Origin of the sequence: Vibrio tapetis subsp. quintayensis (genome assembly GCF_030409945.1) — a bacterium.
Lineage (GTDB): Bacteria > Pseudomonadota > Gammaproteobacteria > Enterobacterales > Vibrionaceae > Vibrio > Vibrio quintayensis.
Window position 1 is genome coordinate 360,940 of record NZ_JAUFQV010000026.1, and the last position, 22,369, is coordinate 383,308.

A 22,369-nucleotide genomic window follows, 5' to 3' on the forward strand; every position below is an offset into this window, starting at 1 on the left:
AAAAAGGGAATTGAATGACATCACTATCATTAACGGCGTTAGTTGAAAGGCTTACACCAGAGGCCAGAAGCTCACTGGAGCAGGCCGCAGCATTGGCGAGCAGTCGCAGCCATCACAGTATTGAAATGAGCCACTGGTTGCTCAGTATTATTAAGCAGCAGAGCGACACCCTGAAATTGTTGGCTGGGCACTTCGATCTCAACCTGGCTCAGTTGGAGGTCGATGTACAACACAGCTTAGAAAAAATGAAAACGGGGTGTCAGTCCGTTCCCGGCCTTTCTGGACACACCGTCAGTTTGCTGAAGGGCGCGTGGATAGCGTCTAGCATCGAGTTTTCAGATAACAACATTGACACGGTTCATCTCATTTACGCGGTTATTAATGACGATACGCTATTTGCAGTATCGAACGTATTTGGTGACGAACTAGCAAAGTTGTCGGCAGATGGACTAAAGCTCTTTTGGCAATCGGAGAATCGAGCTCACTCAAGCGAGCAAATAAGCCCCCCACTTTCGACTCAAGCTCTTGACCAATTCACCGTAGATCTGACCGAACAAGCACGGCAAGGGCGTATTGACCCAGTGGTTGGTCGAGATAGTGAGATCCGCTTGATGATCGATATTTTAATGCGCCGTAGGCAAAACAACCCTATTTTGACTGGAGAGGCGGGTGTCGGAAAAACGGCGGTAGTGGAAGGCTTAGCACTAAAAGTTGTGGCTGACGATGTACCTCCAGCGTTAAACGGTGTTGCTATTCGGTCTCTTGATTTGGCGCTGTTGCAAGCAGGGGCGGGCATGAAAGGGGAATTTGAAAACCGCTTAAAGTCGGTCATCAAAGAAGTCAATGAATCACCAACGCCGATCATTATGTTTATTGATGAAGCTCATGGCCTGATTGGCAGTGGAGGTCAAGCAGGTCAAGGTGATACCGCGAATATTTTAAAGCCAGCTCTCGCTCGCGGTGAACTGAGAACCATTGCCGCCACGACTTGGGCTGAGTACAAAAAATATGTTGAAAAAGATGCCGCATTAACCCGACGCTTCCAAGTTGTTCAAATCGAAGAGCCTACACCGGATCTCGCGATAGAAATGCTACGCGGGCTGGTGCCGGTATTAGAAAAGCATCATGGTGTTCATATTACAAATGAAGCGTTGAAAGCGGCGGTGTCGCTTTCTGGCCGTTACATTCAAGGGCGGCAGTTGCCGGATAAAGCCGTATCCGTGCTGGATACAGCATGTTCAAGGGTTGCTTTGAGTCAAGCGAGTACGCCGGGTCAACTCGACATACAGCAAAGGGTTCAACAACAAAGAAAGGCTCAAATATCTCAATTAGAAAAGGAGCAAGCTTTAGGGGGGAACCATGAAAGTACGATAAAACAATTGACCGAAGAAACCCAAATTCTAGAGAAAGAGATCGCTTCGCTAAATGAAACTTGGCAAAAAGAAAAACAGTTAGTTGAAGAATCAAATCAACTTAAAGACAGTGTATTGAATGGCAAGCAGCCAGATGCTCGTCTTCGCCTTGTCGAATTGGAAGCGACCCTAGCGGAAAATGTCACGCCAATGGTTTTTTCTTATGTGAATGAGGCTCTAGTTTCCGAAATCGTATCGGACTGGACGGGCATTCCATTGGGTAAATTGCAAAATAATGAAATAAAAAGTTTATTGTCGCTTAAAGAAAAACTTTGCGAGAGAGTCATCGGCCAAGATCATGCGTTGGATACTATGTCTCAAGTGATCATTACCGCACGAGCTCAGTTAAATGAAGAACGTAAGCCGAACGGGATCTTCTTTTTAACGGGCCCAAGTGGTGTGGGGAAAACCGAGTCGGCGTTAGCGATTGCCGAACAGGTTTATGGCAGTGAAGATAACGTTACCGTTATTAATATGTCGGAGTTTAAAGAAGAACATAAAGTGTCTTTGTTACTTGGGTCCCCTCCTGGCTATGTTGGGTATGGTGAGGGTGGCGTCTTAACCGAGGCGGTCAGACGAAAGCCGTATAGTGTGATATTGCTAGATGAAATGGAGAAAGCTCACCCAGGCGTACAGGATATTTTTTACCAAGTGTTCGATAAAGGGAGCATCAAAGATGGTGAAGGAAGAGATATCGACTTTCGCAATACCATCATTATCATGACATCCAACGTAGGCACAGACACTACGATGGCGCTTTACCAAGACCCACAGCTAGCTCCGGACGTTGATGGCCTGAAAGAAGCGTTGAGAGACGATTTGCTTGATGCATTTAAACCTGCCTTTTTAGGCCGGGTTAACGTTATCCCATACCTTCCATTAGATCGAGAGCTATTAAAAACGATTGCGGAGATACAGTTAAATAAAATATCGAACCGTTTAATCGAACATTATCAAGCTGAATTTTTATATTCTGAAAATCTGATTGAGAACCTAGTAAATCAATGTAATGAAGATGGAAGTGGAGCACGAGCGATTCAAACTATTATTCAGAATTCATTGTTACCAAAAATATCATCGTCAGTATTAGAATCTGTATTTAATGATACGCTTGTTAATTGCATTACTGTTGATAATAATGAAAATGTTATATCTATCAATGTAGAGTAACGTTACATTTTTTATTATTAAACTAATGCGGTGCAATTCAAAATTTCAATTTATTAACCAATAATACAATGAAATTGACAATTAGATAGCGTATAAAAAAGCAAGTTGAATTATTTCAATTTATAACTTTGTTATTAATGGTCTCTGTTTTCAATAGAGTCCAATACTTACTCATATCCATGAGTTGTAATTATTAATGCTACAGGAGATTAGCATGCAGGCAAATACATACCTAAAATATGCAGATATTAAAGGTGAAGCAACAGCAGAGCAGTATAAAGACCTAATTACTCTTTTATCAGTCGATTGGAGTGTTGGCCGTGAAATTAGTTCATATACTGGTACCGCTCAAGATCGTGAAGCGAGTTCAACGCGCCTTTATGACTTAACAATCACTAAGCTTCAAGACAGAGCCTCTCCGGATTTGTTCAAAGAAGCAACGATTGGTAAAGGGAAACCTGCGGTATTCCATATCACCAAACAAGGTGAAAAAGTAGAAGAAATTATGAAAATCGAACTGACCGATGCCATGATTTCAAACTATGCCGTGTCTATCCAAGACGACCGCCCTGTAGAAACGATCACTATCTCTTATACAGAAATGATGATGACAGTGACTCCTACCGACGATAAGAACAACACTGTTGCTCCTCTTGTTTACGGTTACAGTGGCGTTAAAGGCCAGCAGATGTAATCAATTCTTGCGGGGTATCTTGCCCCGCATTATCTAATACTTTTAAGTAGTAAGTCATGAAAAAAGCCACGCAAAACAATAGTTTTATTAAAATCACCACTGCTTTTGGTTACGACTCAATTATTCTGAATAACTTTCAGTATTATGAAGCGTTATCAGAGCTTTTTTCATTGCAAGCTCATGCGTATTTTAACGGCACCCAAGGTGAACTTAACCAAGTGATTGGCAAGCCCGCAGTGATTTCTATGGATAGCCATTCTTTGGTTGCGAGTGAACCAAGATATTTTCATGGTATTGTCACGAGTGCTCGTATACTCGGTAGTCGAGTAACGGTTAGCGGTGGCGGAGAAAACTATAAAAATATCGAACTGACCATTCAACCTAAGTTGTCATTTTGTGCCTTCCGAAAAAATAATCGTGTGTATCAAAAAAAAGACGTTAAAGAAATTGTTTCTTTATTGTTTTCTGAACATGAAATTGATTTTGGAATTAACTTAACGAAAGGCTACCAAAAATATGATTTTAAAGTTCAATATAATGAAACGAATTTAGAATTTGTATTGAGGTTATTGTCAGAGGAAGGCGTTAGTTATTGTTTCAAGCATTCAAAGTCTAGTCATAAATTAGTACTTTTTGATGACGTTAGCTTTTATAAACCAAATATAGAAAACCGAGTTAGCTACTCTAGCGGAAGTAATGATAAAGCTCATATATCTTCGTGGCACGAAAGCCAAAATATGATTCCTAAATCTAGCTGCCTTTCAGGTTTTGATATGAGAAAGCCGGAAAGCTACCCCAATCATGTTCTCACGGGTAATGCTGCGTCTTACAGTCCTCCTCTCAGTGAGCATTATGAATTCTTAGGTGAAGAAGCAACCAGTGATCAATATGCTTGCAAAAATAGACATACCTTGGAATCATTGCAACGAGACGACCATTTCTTTAGTGGTGATGCCAGTTGTCGTAGCTTCTCAATTGGCAGAACATTCAAATTTGAACAACATGAAGATAAATCGTTTGTTAGCAAAAAATACGTTTTGACGCATGTATCCATTCAAGCTTCGGTTTTTAATCAAACCGGTGTTGATGGTTCCGCTGAGCAAGGAGTGGATATTCAGTTCAGTTGTGTGGATGCCAATAAACCATTTAGACCGTCATTAACGGTCAATAAACCCCAAATTGCTGGAATACAAACGGCACTAGTAACGGGCTCGAGTCAAGGTGAAGTGTACGTTGATAAATTTGGACGTATTAAGGTTCAATTTCACTGGGATCGCGAAGGTAAAAAAGACGCAGAAAGTTCGTGTTGGATTCGTGTTGCTCAACAAAGTGCCGGAAATGGTTGGGGCAGTGTTTTTCATCCACGAGTCGGGCAAGAAGTCATTGTTGAATTTGTTAACGGTGACCCTGACCAACCTATCGTCATGGGCTGCCTGTACAACGGTGCGAATAGCACCCCCTATTCGCTGCCAGACAACAAATCACAAAGTGGCATTAAGACCCGTACCGTTCAGGGGCAAGCCGCCAACTTTAATGAACTGCGCTTTGACGATAAGCCGGGTAAAGAGTTGGTGTATCTTCATGCCGAAAAAACCTTTCAATCTGTGGTTGAAGAGTCCTCTATCTCTCTGGTCGAAAAAGATAAAGTCGAGACAACCAATAACAATCAAATTGCCAAAATAGGTAAGAACTTGAGTATGGATATTGGTGAAGTGTTAAGCCTTTCGGCTGGCAAAAGTATTGAAATAAAAGTTGGAGGCGCATCCATCACTATGTCGAGTTCAGGCAGTATCGATATCAAAGGCAATGAAATTGCTATCAATGGTTCCGCCATCAATCTTAAAGCTGGCAAGATCGCACTTAATTAAGGGTTAGGTATAGACATGGCAAAACCCGCAGCAGTTATTGGCAGCGCTCATTCTTGTCCTCAGTGGAATGGAAAAACCCCACATGTAGGTGGTCCCGTTGCAGCAGGCTCGGGCAATGTATTCATTGGTGGAATGCCAGCAGCAAGAGAGGGCGACATGATGGTCTGCAGTGGACCACCAGACAAGATCGCCTCTGGATCGTCGAGCGTAAGCATTAACGGAAAAGCGGCGGCTCGAATGGGCGACAGTTCACAGCATGGTGGCGTGATTACATCGGGTGTTGGAACCGTGGTGATAGGTGGATAAATGCCGTTACTTTTTCAGCCCAAAATATTGCGCAGTGGCAACCATTGCCTCGAATCTTACTTGGTACAACAAGACGAACTTCAGATGACTTGGGAAAACACAGACTATGTGCAGGCCCCCACTTCACGAATGATTGAAGCTCAGTCTTGTTCATTAAGTGATCGTTTAATATCCATCATAGAAGATCAAACGCAAGCATTACAAGCCATTACCGAGCAGGCTGCGTGCGTTGTGTTATTGCCAGAAATGGACGGTCAGAAAAACACTGCGTCCGTGGTTAATGCATTAAAGCAAGCATTTTTACCAATGCAAGGCGGCTCACTGGCGCTGATTTACCCGTACGGACATGCTTCATTTCTTATGGCATTAAGAAAAATTGAATCGTTGGCAAATCAACACCTTGAACAAGGCGTTTGGGTTATTGGCTTGGATACAGCCTTGGCTTTTTGTCAGCAGGACACCTGCATAACGCAGATGGTTGCCTGTGTTGATTCATTATTTGTCCTTAAAGCGACCAGTCACAGCAGAGGCCTTAACCCTGTATGGACTCAAATGGATGCGGCTGTGGGTGGAAAGAGCACGCAAGAGTGCGTTCGATTTCTATTTCGAGCCAGTATTCAATCTGTTCCTCATGTTTATGAATCGCTTTGGTTACCGATGGCTCGAACTGACGACGTAGAAAATGATTGGATTCACGAATTCCATTTTTTGCACAACAACATTAATACCCAGACTCATCACCACTTTACTGAATACCAAGTAGGTGATTTGGGTGTGAATCTCGCTTTGTTTAAAACACTTAAAATAATGAATGCACTAAGCAAATCACAAAATAACGAGCATTACTGCTTACAAATGGATATTGCTGATAATGCACATTTGAGTGCTGCAGTTTTTAATTGGTGCGATTAAAGAGATATGAAAAATGATTAAGCAAAGCGCAGTTAAAATTAAGCGTTGTGGCGATGATGTCTATTCATTCAGTGCTGAAAAAATGGGACAAGGTAAACGACGTAATTTCAGCAGCGAATTTGAGGCCTTGGCATTTACTAAATTCCTATTTGACTCGTTTACCACTGAAAACAGTTCATTGTTGTACGAGCTATCTCGTTTTTTAGGCGATGGTCAAGTTCCAACAAGTCAGTTGCCACTATCGGTTCACCGCCACCAGGTTAAAAACCTCGCAAAAGCCCTTCATCAAGAACAGGTGTTTTGTTATATCTCGTCGGGTTCGATTTCCTTAAGTTCTAAAGAGTACGAAACCGTAGAAGTCACGAGTGTACAAAGTGATAGCACGCCAACTGCGCACTCGAATGGTCAAAAAACGCCATCGCCTTCACAAGATACAGTGCAGGAAGATCCAGTCAAAGACAGTGCCAAACATCACCAAACTGCAGGCGACCCAGTCTCGATGGTGACAGGAGAAGAGTTACTTTCAATTGAAGATTGGAGCGATGGCTCCGGCACGGCTTGGCTGCGAAACTACCGCTCTTCTTTATGCTTGCAAGATATAGGTATGGGATTCGGTTGGCGACACAGTTTCTGCTTTGAGCTTCATGATCAATACGATGAAAACCATAACGTTATCGCTTGGTGCTTTGTTGATGACATGGGAGATGAAATCCACTTTCAGCCAGTAGGTATTGGGGCGGTGAGCCATCAAAGTTATGTTGGTGCCAGTTGCCTATATCATGAAAATGGCTACAGAGTGATCACCCTGAGTTCTGGGGTTCAGTACAAATTTCAAGTATTAAATGACGTTTGGCGATTATGTCAGATACGCGAACCGAGCTTCCAACAATATGATTTAAGGTACTCACCTAATGGGCGCTTGATTGAAATTGACGCCAATGGAGCCTTGGTTGTTCGTTGCCAATACGATAGAGATGGCCGCTTGCTCGGGTTACGCTGCGCATTTACGGACGTAATGCTGACTAACTACCAACAGAATAGCCATCGCCAGCTAGTAGAAGTATCCGATCGTTTTGGTTTAAGTGAGTCTTATCAATACAGCTTGAATAACTTGTTATTGAAGCGGAAGAAAGCCAGTGGATTTAGCCATTATTTCGAATGGAAAGGTGACGCGCAAGAAGCCCAATGCATTCGAAATTACGGTGATAACGCGACTTACGATTATCACTTCCAATTTGATGACAATGTCTCCAGCTATACCAATACCTTAGGTAATCAATGGCACTTTGAACATGACTCACAGGGCAAGTTACGCAAGAAAACGTCACCAGAAGGGCGCGTTTGGCATTGGGTATACGATGAAACTGGCCGACTATCTCAAGCGAACTTACCGCAAGGTGCGTCCATTGAATATTTTTATAATGAGTTTGGTCAGCTGATTTCGACGCAACATTCCAGTGGTGCAATAGAGCAATATCAGTACAACCATCTTGGACAAAGAACGTTAATCATCAACGCCGATGGCGAAGCCGTATCGCAGAATTTCAATAGCCTAGGGCAGTTAGTGTTTCAATCAGAAACCGTGGATGCCTGTTTTGAATATCAGCCCGCCATTTCGTATCAATATGACAAATGCGGACGTATGATCCGTGCGCAAGGCAGCCATGGTGAAACTGAGCAGTGGTGGTGGAATAGTCACAACCGTTTGCAGGCTAGCAAGCATAACCAAGCCTTGATTCGGTATAGCTACAACCGTCAACAACACCTTAATGGGGTGGCTTATTCAAATGGCATGATCACGGCTTTCGAGCGTAATCAATATGGGCAGCTTAGCCGAGTAGCCCATTATCATCCGAAAGAACCAAGCATTGGCCGCGAGCATCGTTACAGCTACGATGAAAGCGGGCGATTAGCCATGCTCATTACGCCCTCAGGTATCACTAATTTTGAGTGGGCGGGTTTATCTCAGCCCGCAGTATTAGAACGAAATGATGGAAGCCAACTGACCTTTAGTTATGACGGCGAGCGTAATGTCACGTCAATCGAAAGAAGTGATGGCTTAACGCATCTATTCACGCAGACTAGTGACGGCTTACTTGAAAGTACACAGAGTTTTAATCGGGTAAGCCAACATTATCATTATGACGGCAATGGCCAGTTAATGGAGTTAAGCTCGGCTTCACGAACGCTAAAAGTGGACTATAACGTCCACAGCGACATCTCGGTTTTACGCGCTTACAGCCAAGAGCATTATCAAGAAAGTCATTATCATCATAGCCTTGCCGGTAAGCTGCTTACTGCTGCTAATGAATCACGAACATTACAATACGAATACCAAGACAACGGACGCCTAGCAAGAGAGTGGCAAGGTGACTTCGGCCTGCAATACCAATACGTTAATCACGGTGTTAGCCAAACTTTGTGGTTACCTAATGGTGATGGATTTGAATTCTCCTATACCCAATATGGGCAGTTAGCCAGTGTACAATTCATCTGCGATCCTCGTGCTGCTGTTTCCCTGCCGGATGTTCAATTGTCATATGATGACATGGGACGGGTAGATCATCTTCTCTATGGTAATAATCAAACAGAGCAACGTCATTTTGACGGTATTGGACGGTTAAAGTGCCAGCAGTGGCAAACGCGTACGCGAGACTGTCGTTTTGATGCCAAGCATAACCTAGTCAGTATTGTTGATAGCGAACTTGGGCATCATCAATATCACTATGATGAGCTTAACCAACTAACCAGAGTAAAGACGCTGGATGATACAGAGCGGTTTAGCTTGGGGAGCTTCGGTAACCCTCAAGGAGAAGGTGTAGAGCTAAATGGCGATATGTTGCTTAACCTCGGCCAGCATCATTACCAGTATGATGAGCAAGGCAATCAGATCGTATTTCAGTCTGATGACGCGCGGCAAAACCGAGAATTCAACGCATTAAATCAACTCGTACACGTTAACCACAACGGCAAGCTTAGCCACTATCATTACGATGCACTAGGACGTCGCTGCAAAAAAGTCACCGAGTTTGGCATAACCGAATTTATTTGGCAGGGCAGTAAGCTGATAGGAGAAATAACCAAGGGTAAGTGTCGCTGGTATGTATATCACCCCGATTCATTTTCTCCTCTTATGCTGGTGGACAGTGGGCAATGTTATTTTTATCAAAACGATCATATCGGCACGCCCGTTCGTTTGGTAGACAGGTGTGGTCTTACTGTATGGCAAGCGAGTTACACTGCAATGGGGCTTGCTCATGTTGAAATTGAAACCATCGACAACCCACTGCGTTTTCAAGGCCAATATTTCGACGCAGAGTCGAAGCTACATTATAACTTAGCGCGTTATTACGACCCTCTCGCAGGGCGATTCATTCAACCCGATCCGATTGGGATCTTAGGGGGGATTAACCCTTATCAATACGCGCCCAACCCTATTAATTGGGTTGATCCTACGGGCTTGTGTTGCGAGACCCCAACCGTTGTTGCGGGCAAGAATGACACCGAGCCAGAAAAGGCTTTAATTAATGCCTTGGTCGGAGAAAAGCTAGCACCCGTCAATAAGGTACATAATCCAACCGCTCGTCTTGGTGGCAATGGCGCGAAACAGCAAGATGACGTAGTGCAAGTGCCAGCCATTAAGAAAGCCCCAGTTCGCGCGATGCCGCCTATCAAAAAGCAAGCTCGTAAACCTGTGGAGCTACCTCCCGAATACAAGGTTGTCGTAGAGCTTGCAGGCCAATGGCCGAGTACTCCTGCAAGCCTAATGCTGGTTCCTTCCAATAAAGAAAGTAGCAGCGAAAGTAAGCTAACCAGAAAGCCTAAGAAAGACGATGAATTCACCCATCGTTGCCTCGTTGAATTCGAAGAACTAGAACCGACTCCAAAAAACCTCATCCTAACCATACCTATGCGTGGTCAATCTGAGCCTCTTGAACTTACACTGGCTGAGAATATTCAACCAGTTGAATTTGCAATTAAGAAGCCGGAGTGGGATACGGTGTTGGTTCCTGTAAGGCCGCTTGCGTACTTGGATGAAAAACAAGACAAAAACTACGCCGCAGAGCTAAAAAGTGGCTACTTATACGTTTATTGGAAAAATAAGTTGTGGCGTGAGTTAGAAGTCACGGCTTCAGGCGAATACCGAGACATCGATGTAGAAGGCCATAGACAAAAAGCCCAAAAACAAAAAAGCCAACAAGCAAATCATCAAGATGAAGGAAGCGATGAAAAATCACCAGCCCATACGGTAGAACCACGTAAGGCAGAAGGCACACGGTTATCGCAGTTGTGGATACCGTACAAAATTAACGGCCAAATTCAGCAAGGAGAGCACAGTATTAAGCTCGACTTTGCTCCGAAGCAAAAGACATGGCAGCAAATAGAAACGCTAGAGTCTGATGTGAGTAAGTTGGATAAAGAGTGCGTCACATTAAATGAATTAACGAGTTACAGCGAAAGCCAAATATTTAAAGCGCAGCAACATACCAGTGATGTAGAAGCTGCCGTTGTTCATTCCCTTAACGAAAATGACATGCCATGGCTATCAGACGAAAGCGCGCCAGTGCGAAGCTTTGATGCAAGCAATACCGTGGTGGCTTATGTTGACGGGCATAACTCGGGCCTCGTAGTACGGCTAGAAGTGAGTTACGAGGAGGGCACATTAGGTGAACAACCTGATGATGAAATAAGCAGTCGTTATCAAGGCGCCGTCGCGATTATGGAAGACTCAGAAAGCGATTGGAGCGCTTGTGAACCTTTTGAACACAACGTACAGCAGGGCTTTATTAGCGCACTGTTCCTAAATTTACCGCCCCAAGGTGTGTTCACTTTGATACTGGCCAATGTCGAGGGTAACGACAGTGCGATGGTGTTGTTTGAAGGGATGACCTATCAAGATGTGACAGCCAAACCTGCAGAACTACCGACTGGAGAGCCTCACCAGCTTCAGGAAGTGGATAAAGAAACGAAACGTATCAGGCAACAGCAACATGACGTGCTGGATATGATGACTCAATTAATTTTTAGTGACCAATAAAATGAAAAAGATACGGATAATTCTCGGCATGGCCTCGGGTTTAGTGATAGCAGGGCTTACCGGTTGCGGAGAGCCTGAACCAGAAGTCGACCTTGTCTATCAAAAGCGGCTTGATTATATCGTCTATAATCATGAGTTTAGAGACTATGGAACCAAAGCAAACCGAGACGATTTTTTGAGTAAACCGCCTAGTTGGACATTATTATTAAAAATCCCAGAAACCCCAATTATAGAAGTATGGGATGCCAAGCATGATCAACCGCAGGTAATGTTTACTTATGGCCGTGACGCCACCGTATATACAATGAACTTAAATGGCACCGATGTACGGCAGCTGTTACATCGGGATGAACTGGGAGAGTTGCCATATCGAGGGTTTACCCAGCGCTCGCCGAATGGGCGTTATCTGGCTCTAAATTATTACGCCAGCGTGGCGCAATCTTGCGCTGTATACGATCTTAAAATGCGGGAAGTTGTCGCTAAGGTAGATTCGTGTTTTTCGGCAACCTTTACGCAAGACAGTGAGCAATTTTATTTCACAGAGTCTAGACAGGTTCAAAAAATAGACTTGGAAACAAGGAAAAAATCCTATGTTTTTGATGGCCCAATACATGTTGGAAACGAAGTGTTTTATCCTAAACGACACCAGAGAGGTTTTGCGTTAGATGAAAAAAATGATCGTTTTATTTGGACTGTCTCACCTAAAGATAATCGTGGAGAAGTAATTCAGATTGCGCAATTGGTTTTTAAATTGTCAGACATGTCACTAATTGGAAAGCAAAGTTATTTATCTGAAGACTGTCAGACTGGATTCGGTAGAAATCCTGTATCTAACTATTTTGTCTGTAGTAATAAAGGGAAAAATCGAGTTAAAGGTGTCTCACATAAATACAATGATATTTACTCTTTTATCGATCCGTCTAAGGTAGTTGAAGAAGCACCTTATGAGATGAGAGTAATACTTCAAAAACAAAAATGGTATGCCGAGCGATTTGGTCATGCACTACTACGCTTTCGCCAACAAGATGAGCCCGGCATGTTTGATAGGTTGAAATATCATTATGTCTTTATAACGGCAGATAGGTCATCAGGATATTATCAGCTAAATAAATTGAACTACTTCATCCCACCTAAAATAGCCAAAGACTTTGCCAACTATGACTTAAGGCCCTTTTTCCCTACGATCCCAACTCAAGAGCAATACGATGAATCGTTACAGAGGCAACTTAAAGAGCGGGAAAAAAAATTGACAGGGAAGAGGAATAAATCGTGAGTTCGAACACAGATATAAGAAAACTCTACCTAATGGGACGTTTACATAATAAAGACGGTGTCCCTGTTAGCCCTAGCTTTCCATTGCCACATGAAACCTTTATTGCTCCAGGTTTAGGCGATGAAGATAAGCAAATCAAGACAGAGAATAAGGGTCTATACCCCATAGCGATAAGCGATCAAAATGGTGCGCTAACCATTTTAAGCGAAGATGAAGGTGGGAGTGGCAAGTTAGTCAGAGCAGCCGCTGGATTTTGCCCTATAGAACATACAAATACCGATTATTTTGGCGTCTTGAAAAAAGTACTGTTCTTTCCAAGTTACTTGGTGCCACTGAGTCAGATTGGGCATATCGCGAAAAAAGGACTCGAGGAAAAAGGCTGGTTAGACATGCTCTATACTTCTTTAGACTATAAGGCGTTAAGTGTTCTTAAAAATAAAGATGATGAGTTTGATTGTGTTTTTGACATGCCAATGCAAAAGAGATCAGTAAAAAATGAGTGTTTGGCACCTCGTAACGAAACTAGCTTGGCAGAAGATACATACTTCAAAAACTATACGGATTGGTTTAACCAAAATCAGCACAATACTATTTATACAGTAGAGGTTCCGCAGTTTTACACCATTCAAGTTATATTCTCATCGAAAGTGTATTTGGGTGCGGAGGTGACATTAAGTGACGTTCCCGAGCATATTATGATTACTGGTACAGAGGACTCGTCAGAGTTGCAGCATCCTGTATCTAAAGTTCAGGAGGTGGAATATAAGTACTTTAGCGACAAAAACAAGGGCTCGAACACTTATGATGAATATGCATATATTGCAACTTTTTGGATTGAGTCGGTCGAGGTCTTAAGCCAAGTTACTGTAGCGAAAAGTTCCCGCATTGATATTAATTTGTATAAAATTGAAAATGACCATCAACATGATGAAATAGAAAATAAAGGTATCCCCAAAGCATACAGCTTAAAAGAAAACATACTAAATCTTCCTATTAATACTCCCTCGGGCCGTTGCTGCTTGATTAACGGCGATCCAATCAGTGTAGAAGAAGCATTGATTAACCATGTGCCACAGTTTTATCCGCACTTAATTGCTGATATGGCAAAGCAACCCTTTGAACTGCCTGCCAAACTGGCGTTAAATAAACAGCTTAGCACCTCTCTCCCAGAGCAGACTTGGAGTGTGATTCAACATCAAAAAGGCTTATTAGAAGCCGGTTCTGGCGCACTCGAGAAAGGAATATCTTGGATAACGTTAGGCAAAGTGATGGCTGCAGCAACTTCATATGTTACGAGTGAGCACGATGAATCAATAAGCGACATAGGCCTCAACGCCCAAAAAGCCGCAGGTGTTACCAGGGCCTCGGCCAAGTTTATGAGTACTTTGGGAGATTTGCATGAGGACTATGACACTTGGCTAACAAGAGGGGCGCACCGCGTATCAAACCGGTTAGGTCAAGTTCTTGCTTTTGGTGAAAGTCTGCCAACTCATACCACTGCAATAATGGCTCTGGTTAATCTGTTCCCAGAAAGCACCTTACTGCAAAACACATCCAGCTCTTTCGATCCATTGTTACGTGGTGTCGGAAAGCTCGGCACTTTTTTGCTCGATAAGCCATTGTCTTTCGCAGAAGTTGCTTATAATTCTGGAGCCCTTCATAGCAGTGTAGACAAGCAGAAAAAAGCCGATGGCGATTTAATTCAGCAAGTCTTTCACTATGGAATGCAATCGGCATCCGTTCGACGCGAACAGTTGATACAAATGCAGCAAGAGGGTAACGAGACCTATAAAGCGGCTGTTTTATCTCTTAAGCAAAAGCTGAATAATTTGCTTGTCGTACAACCTAATAAGTCGACGCTTACAACGCAGCAAGATGTCTTGGATACACGCCTTCGCTTGAGTGCCACCTTGTTCGATTTCGATTCATCAAATATCCAGGATGGCGTTGTTTACAAAGTGCTGGCGGATGAATTGAGTAAGCTAAGCTCTTCTCCATTTGAAATCGTCATTACAGGGCACACTTGTTCTACCGGTTCAGAGCGGTATAACCTAAAGCTTTCTAAGCGACGAGCCGAAGCCGTTAAAGAGGCGATACTCGCTAACTTAGAACAGGTAAGCGAGAATGAACGAGATATTTGGACACCGATGCTACGAGTTGTAGCTAAAGGGTTTTCTGATCCTTTGCCTGAGAATGGTAACGAGACTAAAGAACAGCGCGAACATAACCGCCGAGTTGAAATTCTACTCAGTTTCAGTAAAGCGATTGAGTACCCGCCTTGCCGTTCTGGTTTGTACTTGGTCGAGAAGGCCGCGAAAGAAAAAATCTTGAAAGACATCGGGGTCAATGACAACACGGTAAAAATGTTGGACTCTGTTGTGAATGCCGCGTTAATTGGTGTTGGTGCCTTTTTCCCACCAGTAAAAGCCATTGCTGCCGCTAAGGAAGGGTTGGAACTCGCCAACCAGATGGTCGACTTATTGCAGTCAACCTCCAACAGTTATAAAGCGATGAAGCAACTCGAAGCCCTCCGTTATAAAGACATCATGATCATTAGTAGCTATCTGGCACAGTCAGATACGCGAGAAGCCGTGCAAGTTCATTTAAAAGCCTACATGAAGCGAATGATGGCTCTGAATGGTTTGATTAGGCTTATTAAAAGTTATCAGTTTATTAAGCAACGAGGAGTAGCAGCAGGTTCAGAGCATACCTTGATGGATCGCCAAAGTTCCTTTGATTCTTTTAGTTTTGAGAGTCTTGATGTCCTTGGATATATTGACGAATTTATTTTAAAAGATGAATGGTCAGTGGACATGTCCCTGCTAGGGGCAGAGCATTTAGACGAAGTTTGGATGCAGAGAAATAGTCCTTTAAGATCTGAATACGAATCCATTGGAACTGGGTCTGTTGAAATGGCGTTTGCTTACGGGCAAACCGTGTTTAGAAAAGTCATCACAGATGAAAAAACGGCCTTAATTCAAGGTAAAGCAGCAAGGAATAGCAAGTATTTCCCAATACATTACCGAGCAAGCCAAACCGATGAACACTTTAGAGCATTAGTGGCGGATGACATTCCACAAAACTTAGATGATAGCGTATTTGAACGTTGTGTCGTCTTTGTGCGGCGTCCGTATAAGCATAACGGCAGAGTACCAAAGCGAGATGATTGGATCCCTTTCGAACAATATTATAAAGAAAATAAAAGGCAGTTAACGCCGTATGATCAGGTAAGGGTTGTGGTGGTGCTTAAAGAAGGGCTTGGAGCTGAAGATCAGAGTAACGTCGTCGGTCAGTTACCCGTTCGATTAAAAGTCATGTTAAACAGCTTTAATGAAGGTAGCTGGACGTTTTTTGATTCAGAAGCGTCAAGTAATCTTGAGTACGTGATGCCGCTTCAGCCATCGGATTTCGCTAGTAAAGAAGAGCAACAGGCCATCTTTGGCAACGACATGTCAGCTTCTCGATTCGGCGTGATCATAGAGCCCAGCTACTTCTTTGGTACGACTCGAATTTTCGGAATTCGCCCGATTGCAGATTACGAGGATTCCGTCATGAAAAGCTTGTTCGACACATCGGAGAAATCCCATGTGTCAGGTGGGTCAAAACATTTGCGCTATTACCTGCAACTAGACGTCCCTGGGCAGAGCAAGACTGAGAAAGACATCAACCTGTTGAGTAATTATCGTGGGGCACCAAATACTGAGAAACGGTTCAACGTCACCCTTACTCCTTCGCGGATGTATGAATTTACCAAAGACTTTAAAAATACAGCTCCAGGGCAGTTAGCGGATGGCCTGTTTTATGAAAAGAGTTTTCTTAAGCCACCAAGTAATCATACAGCGGCGACTTTCCCTCAGGTGTTTGATGGTGCAAAGGCGAGCTTTTACATCGGTCAGAAAGGATTGATGTTCGATGAGACTGCAAAAAGGTTAGATAGAAGTAACCCATTAGTGTCTAAATCCAAACGTCTTCTTGGGGCGATTGATGGATTTAGCTGGAATGAAGATGTTAGCGCAACCTTGATCATACGCTCAAAACCGTGTGATCCAGAAAAACTCGCGAATTTTGAATATGATAAAAATATCATTCCGCTGAATACGGCTGTTCAAGAACCTGGGAATTGGTTTTTTTCTGAAGATCGAGGATTAAGTGATATTCAATCAGTCTACCGTTTGGGGAGCGTAAAAGAAGATGGCAATACATTCAGCTTTACGGCACTAGAATATGACGTCCAGCAGTTGCCAGGATCGGTGCGAAGGCTACAGCGAGACATTGAAAAGCTCAGTTCACTCGATTTACGTAAACTCGCACTGGAGCGTGCTTTTAGTTATGAACAAGAGACCGTATTATTTGCCAATGTCGTTGAATTATCATACATCAACTTTTTTGGTCATAAGGTCAATGGGCTAAGGCCAATGATTCGTCCAAAATATACTGACTTGGTTTCCATGACAGGGGTTCGGTTTAACGTTGTTCTTAATGGCCCCCAAGGTTCTGGCTTAAGGGATTTGAAGACCAATGAAATTCACTTGATGAATTGTGCCGTTACCGCCCCCCCAAAACGATGGTATCAGTTGCTAGACAAAGAAATCGAAGTTGAGGCAGCAAAAGAATTACTCAAGCTAAAAGAGCTGGATAGAGAGAGCAAGTTTAGGCCCCACGAAAACCTGATGACGTGGATGAGCATCAACGGTCACTTTGAAAGTATGGTGGCCAAGAGACGAGAAATGCTTGCAGATTGGGTGGACTAAAAAGAGGGATACACTGATTGTATCATATTACCCGTACGCTAAATTGTGGGGAAGGTGCAGAGATTACAAAGACATCAATTTGATATACGTAGATATAGTACATTTTAGAATTATTAAGCACAAAATTGAGGGACGCACTGAAGAAATGTCATTTCGGGCAATATTCACGGAAAGGCCAGTACCATGGTTGGGCAAACTTTTGATGGGCATACTCTGCAACAGGAGGGTTATTTTCAAGAGTACGGCCACGTGATCAGCCCAGATGTCGATGTGCCTGTAATAACCGTGGGCGGCTTAAGTGACATCGGAGCGATTGATCAAATTGCACAAACCACGGGTATTGAATATTTTGCCCTGTCGCGCCCTTTATTAGGAGAGCCTCAGTTAGTTAAGCGTTGGAAAGACGGGAGCATAACTCCCGTGGATTGCGAGCGATGTTCAAAGTGCCGAACAAAGCGTGGCAACTTCTGCGTCGTTTACAAAAAGAGACGAAAAATCAGCGCGTGATCTGATAAAGATTGCCGTTATCGGTTATGAAGTAGATCTCTCCGCTCGGGGAGGTCTCGATGTCTCTGATTCGCTCATTTAAATCTTCAAATAAGCGCTCTTCAAACACGGCTTTATCACCGTTTAGGCTTGCTTCAAGCGTGACAACATTAATGTGAGTGAGCTTTAACGCTCCAGCGAGTAGTTTACCGTTGAACTCTGGGAACTGAGTACCTCGGTATAAAATCAAACTGCTGGGGGCAATGGATGGTACATAGACCTTAATCGGTGACTCTATGCCGTGTTTTTCTTCTGATTCACCTACGCGAATCGGACCCCAATACTCTTTTCCGTGCGAGGTCACAGGCCAACCATAGTTCGCGCCCTTTATGATTAGGTTGATCTCGTCGCCACCACGAGGTCCATGCTCAATAGACCATAGTTGCTGGCTTTTGGAATCAAAAAATAGCCCTTGTGGGTTGCGATGACCATAACTCCAAATCTCATCGAGAACTTTATTGTTTTCAACGTGTGGATTATCACTAGGCACACTGCCATCTGGGTTCAGGCGTAAAATCGAACCGGCATGCGTTAATGTATCTTGGCCGTTTTCTCGCTCGCCGCGATCTCCAATCGAAAAGTAGAGGCTGTCCTTGTCAAAGGTTATACGGCTACCAAAATGTCGGCTGGTGTCGGTACGTGATTGCGAGATCAACACATCTTGCCAGTTTGTGATGGTATTGTTTTGGTAGTGAGCGGTGGCGAGTGTTGTTACCCCGTCGCCATTTACATTTTTACTGTAGGTGAAGTACAGCGTATTTTCGGCAAATGGAGAGATGGCAATATCAAGTAGTCCGCCTTGACCATTGGCCCAAACATCAGGAATGCTGAATAAGGATTGCTGTTCGCCTGTGGTGAGGTTAACTTGTTTAATCGTGCCCCTTTTCTGTGTGACAAGCATTGTGTTGTTAGTGGAGTAAGCCAAGCCCCACGGCGCATCTAAATCACTGGCTATTTTTTTAGCTTGCAGTGCTTGTGCAGAACTAACAGTAAGACAAGAGATAAATAATAAGCTGATTTGCGGTAGTGTTAGCATCACTTTCCCTGTGTTTGCCGAGCCTTGTTGCAAGCATAGTCTGTTAGTGCTGGTTATGCTGAGTAACCTGAGGCTTACTTAATCAAACTCGTATCGAAATCTTCTACGTTAACTTGGATCCCTAATGAATCAATTTGCTGCTGTAGAGCTTGGATATTTTTCTCAAGTTCTGGAAGCGTCAGTGTGTTGTTATCGAGAGAGTAAACTTGTTTTAGGCTGTGATAGTAGAAATAGAGTACAACGATCGCATCACGGTCGTTTTCATTCGCTCGCTGTTTGATGGTTTTCACTTTTCGGTATATGCGGTTTTGCAGCGCTTTTAGCCGCCAAACATAATACACCTCGATAAAGTAGGCGGTGTGTTTCAGGCGAGAAAGAGCCGCAGCACATACAAGAGCAGCACCAATAACACCAATCAGATTTAAGTGGAAGTTTCCAGTAGACTCACCAGACACTGACGGTGCGCCAAATAAGGCAATGAGCAAACTACCAAAGCCAATAGCAAGTACAGCTAGTGCTCCTACAAGGACAACGGAAATTAAATTAAGGCGTTTTTTGTACGTGGTTTTGTCTACGTTAATGAGCTGCACGGGTTTATTGATCCTCGTAAGTGGTTAAATGAATTTTTTGACCGAACCGCGTTTAATCAACGTCGGGTTAAGCTTAGTCGTAATTCCAACTGTTCCTTGCCCTTTTATGATGCTTAAAACGCCCTTCGCGGCTTCGGTAGCCATTTCAGACTTAGGGTAATTGACGGTTGTTAAGCTTGGGCTCATATAGGCACTGTGGCTGTCATTATCGAAACCGACAATTGAGATGTCGTCGCCAACCTTAAGTCCACGTTCATGACAGACACCGTATGCAGCCATTGCTATATTGTCATTCATACAAAATAGAGCCGTTAAGTTAGGGGCTCGATCTAGCAATCGACTGATTGTTTCATGATTGCCATTGTGATCAAACCGTCCCTCAATGACATAATTTGGATCGTACTCCACATCGTGCCTACTTAGGGCACTGCGGTATCCTTGTAAGCGATCACGACTATCATTTTTGCTTAGCTGCCCGGTTACACAACCAATGTGTTGATGGCCACATTCGATCAAATACTCGATGGCGATCATAGCGCCAAGTTCATTGTCGACACAGATACAGCGATCGGCAATCTCTGGAATGTAGCGGTTCATTAGGATCGTTGCAGGAGTTTGCTGGGTGATCGCTAGAATATCGCTATCGCTTAGCATATCTGCGGTCAGTATTAAGCCATCAACTTTTTTGGAACTGAGAAAGCGCAAAGATTCTTGCTCTTCGTCATAGCGCTCTTGGCCGCTAGTAATGATGAGGTGATAGTTATCTTTACGAACGATTTTCTCGACCGTGTGCATAAGTGGGCCATAAAAAGGGCCATCTAATGTGCCTACTAACATACCGATGCTGTATGAGCGATTTGAAGCAAGTGCTTGAGCAAAGGCATTGGGTTGATAGCCAAGTTCTTCTATCGCATCAAATACCTTTTGGCGGTTCGCTTCTTTAACCGATGCATGTCCGTTTAATGCCCGAGAGACAGTAGATTGTGAAACTTTAGCAAATTCAGCAACTTCTTTAATCGTAATCAAACCTTGTTTCCTACTGAGCAATGTAAAAGCTGTCTCTATGTTAACGTTATAAAGCGCGTTGGGGGAGCGCTTTACTCTAGTTATAAAGCTATTTGATAAAAAAACGGTTAGCGGTCACATTTACAAGGTGGTTAATTGAACTATCCAGAGTAAATGTGAAGTCATGCAAAGAAAGCGCTTTCTTTGGTGATGGTGTTCACGGTTTATTAGAAAGGGCGATTATATACTCAGCATCAACGGCTAAGGGATGAATAAAGCCGACAGATAAAGGGAATTAATCAGTTTAATCCGCTGCCTTCCTGTTTTGTCACCTCGTCTTATAGTCGAATATTTTTAAATATAAAAGAAAGCGCTTTCTTTCTGGCGCAAATAACATGGAGTTAATATGAAGATTTCCAAAGTATCTTTGGCGTGCTTGCTAGCCCTTTCTACCCAGGCAACACAGGTAATGGCAGAAACTGAAGACGGGTTTGAATTTCACGGCTATTTCCGAGCAGGAGTGCTGGTGAGTGCTGACAATGACTTTAAACGAGCAAAGTTTCCAGCATCAAAAGAACGTTTAGGCCGATTAGGTATTGAGTCGGATAACCACTTTGAGTTGGCATTACAGAAAAATTTCAGCATGGACAACGGCCAAAAAATCCGCATTAAAACTCGTGCGGGTGCTGATAACAGCCAATCTGCAATGAACCAATTGGGCGCCAATGCTGATGCCGCTAATTCTCAAATTGGTTTAATGGAAACATTTGTAGAGTTTGAAGGTGTTCTGAGTGATACAGGCGTACTTTGGGCTGGTAAACGCTTTTACGGCAAAGATAACTACATTTTCATGACCGATTTCTTCTATACCGATATGTCTGGTACGGGTGTTGGTATTGAAGGTGTCGAGTTAGGAGGAAACAAGTGGGATTTCGCTTATATCGGAAGTGATAATTCTCAAGATACAACTAACTTTTGGAGCGATGAAAACAACCTGATGCATGCTTTTCACACTAGTGTGAATTTTGGTACTTTCGAAGTACACGGCATGGCAAAACATCTTCCTGATAATATTGTTGGTGGTGAAACTTACGCGAGCAGTGGTGCTGAAGTTACGGGTATTTACCACTCAGAGTCAGTATTTGGTTTGTCTGATAAAGGATTTACAAAATACATCGCACAAGCGGGTAAAGGTTTAGGTTCTGGCCAATTATTAGGTGGTACGCTCACTACTTATAATGCATATAAGCCAGGTAACGGTGCGCTTGAAGGGCCATCGAAAATGAAGAAAGTTCAATCAGGTGACACGTCTGCTCGTGCCTTGGTATGGGGCGGTTACTTCTTTGAAAATGGTGTAAATGTGTTCCACTCTATTCAAGGTCAGTATAACGACATGGAAGACGGAGCGACGGATTACTGGACATCGGCAATGGTACGTCCATCATTCCCAGTGGTAGAAAACTTCTTCATCGCAACGGAATTTGGTTATCAGTACAACAACTGGAAAGATGCAAGTGGTTCAGGCGACAACGCAACACAATACAAAGCAACGATAGCACCAACTATTATTGTACCAACGGGAATGGGGCCTGCACCAGAGATTAGATTCTTGGCAACGTACTTAGATGGCGATAAGCGTGACAAAGATTTCATTGTCGGCATTCAAGCTGATATGTGGTGGTAATGAGTTAGTTTTCTTTTGCGGGGGAGCAGAGGGACTTTGGCAGCCAGTAATGGCTGCCTTTTTTCGTTTGACCGGGTATGGATG

General features: G+C 43.4%; 12 protein-coding genes and 1 pseudogene. 10 read left to right on the forward strand and 3 right to left on the reverse strand.

Annotated features, from left to right (window positions below; genetic code table 11):
• Positions 1 to 14: 14 nt before the first annotated feature.
• The 9 genes and pseudogenes from tssH to QWZ04_RS12255 form a co-directional block, all read left to right on the forward strand.
• A complete protein-coding gene (tssH, locus tag QWZ04_RS12215; protein ID WP_290328368.1) occupies positions 15 to 2,582 on the forward strand; it encodes a type VI secretion system ATPase TssH in 2,568 nt (855 codons plus the stop codon).
• Between the two features lie 214 nt (positions 2,583 to 2,796).
• A complete protein-coding gene (locus tag QWZ04_RS12220; protein ID WP_290328370.1) occupies positions 2,797 to 3,276 on the forward strand; it encodes an Hcp family type VI secretion system effector in 480 nt (159 codons plus the stop codon).
• Between the two features lie 56 nt (positions 3,277 to 3,332).
• Positions 3,333 to 5,144 carry a type VI secretion system tip protein TssI/VgrG gene (gene tssI / locus QWZ04_RS12225; protein ID WP_290328372.1) on the forward strand — a complete coding sequence of 604 codons (1,812 nt, stop codon included), beginning with the start codon at positions 3,333 to 3,335 and terminating at the stop codon, positions 5,142 to 5,144.
• Between the two features lie 15 nt (positions 5,145 to 5,159).
• Positions 5,160 to 5,450 (forward strand): PAAR domain-containing protein, encoded by a 291-nt coding sequence (locus tag QWZ04_RS12230; RefSeq protein ID WP_290328374.1) that lies wholly within the window; start codon positions 5,160 to 5,162, stop codon positions 5,448 to 5,450.
• Positions 5,451 to 6,362, forward strand: coding sequence for a hypothetical protein (locus QWZ04_RS12235; RefSeq protein WP_290328376.1), 912 nt, complete (start codon positions 5,451 to 5,453; stop codon positions 6,360 to 6,362).
• A gap of 13 nt (positions 6,363 to 6,375) precedes the next feature.
• A complete protein-coding gene (locus QWZ04_RS12240; protein ID WP_290328378.1) occupies positions 6,376 to 11,400 on the forward strand; it encodes an RHS repeat-associated core domain-containing protein in 5,025 nt (1,674 codons plus the stop codon).
• A gap of 1 nt (position 11,401) precedes the next feature.
• Entirely contained in the window at positions 11,402 to 12,673 is a 1,272-nt protein-coding gene (locus tag QWZ04_RS12245; protein WP_290328380.1) for a TolB-like translocation protein, read from the forward strand.
• Positions 12,670 to 17,424 (forward strand): OmpA family protein, encoded by a 4,755-nt coding sequence (locus QWZ04_RS12250; RefSeq protein ID WP_290328382.1) that lies wholly within the window; start codon positions 12,670 to 12,672, stop codon positions 17,422 to 17,424. Before QWZ04_RS12245 ends, QWZ04_RS12250 begins: the two co-directional genes overlap by 4 nt.
• A 147-nt stretch (positions 17,425 to 17,571) precedes the next feature.
• Positions 17,572 to 17,931 (forward strand): annotated as a pseudogene (locus tag QWZ04_RS12255) (NADH:flavin oxidoreductase); the annotation flags it as partial.
• Here the strand turns inward: QWZ04_RS12255 and QWZ04_RS12260 are convergent.
• The 3 genes from QWZ04_RS12260 to QWZ04_RS12270 all read right to left on the reverse strand — a co-directional run bounded on the left by QWZ04_RS12260 (position 17,921) and on the right by QWZ04_RS12270 (position 20,622).
• The gene (locus tag QWZ04_RS12260) at positions 17,921 to 19,006 is read right to left on the reverse strand and encodes a PQQ-dependent sugar dehydrogenase (RefSeq protein ID WP_290328384.1); all 1,086 of its coding nucleotides are present in this window, start codon (positions 19,004 to 19,006) and stop codon (positions 17,921 to 17,923) included. The pseudogene QWZ04_RS12255 and the gene QWZ04_RS12260 overlap by 11 nt on opposite strands.
• 74 nt (positions 19,007 to 19,080) lie before the next feature.
• Positions 19,081 to 19,596, reverse strand: a complete 516-nt coding sequence (locus tag QWZ04_RS12265; protein ID WP_290328386.1) for a DUF3087 domain-containing protein — start codon at positions 19,594 to 19,596, stop codon at positions 19,081 to 19,083.
• A 24-nt stretch (positions 19,597 to 19,620) separates the two neighbouring features.
• A complete protein-coding gene (locus QWZ04_RS12270) occupies positions 19,621 to 20,622 on the reverse strand; it encodes a LacI family DNA-binding transcriptional regulator (RefSeq protein WP_290328388.1) in 1,002 nt (333 codons plus the stop codon).
• A 385-nt stretch (positions 20,623 to 21,007) separates the two neighbouring features.
• Here QWZ04_RS12270 and QWZ04_RS12275 point away from each other — a divergent pair, with 385 nt between their 5' ends.
• Positions 21,008 to 22,285, forward strand: coding sequence for a carbohydrate porin (locus tag QWZ04_RS12275; RefSeq protein ID WP_290328390.1), 1,278 nt, complete (start codon positions 21,008 to 21,010; stop codon positions 22,283 to 22,285).
• Positions 22,286 to 22,369: the final 84 nt, after the last annotated feature.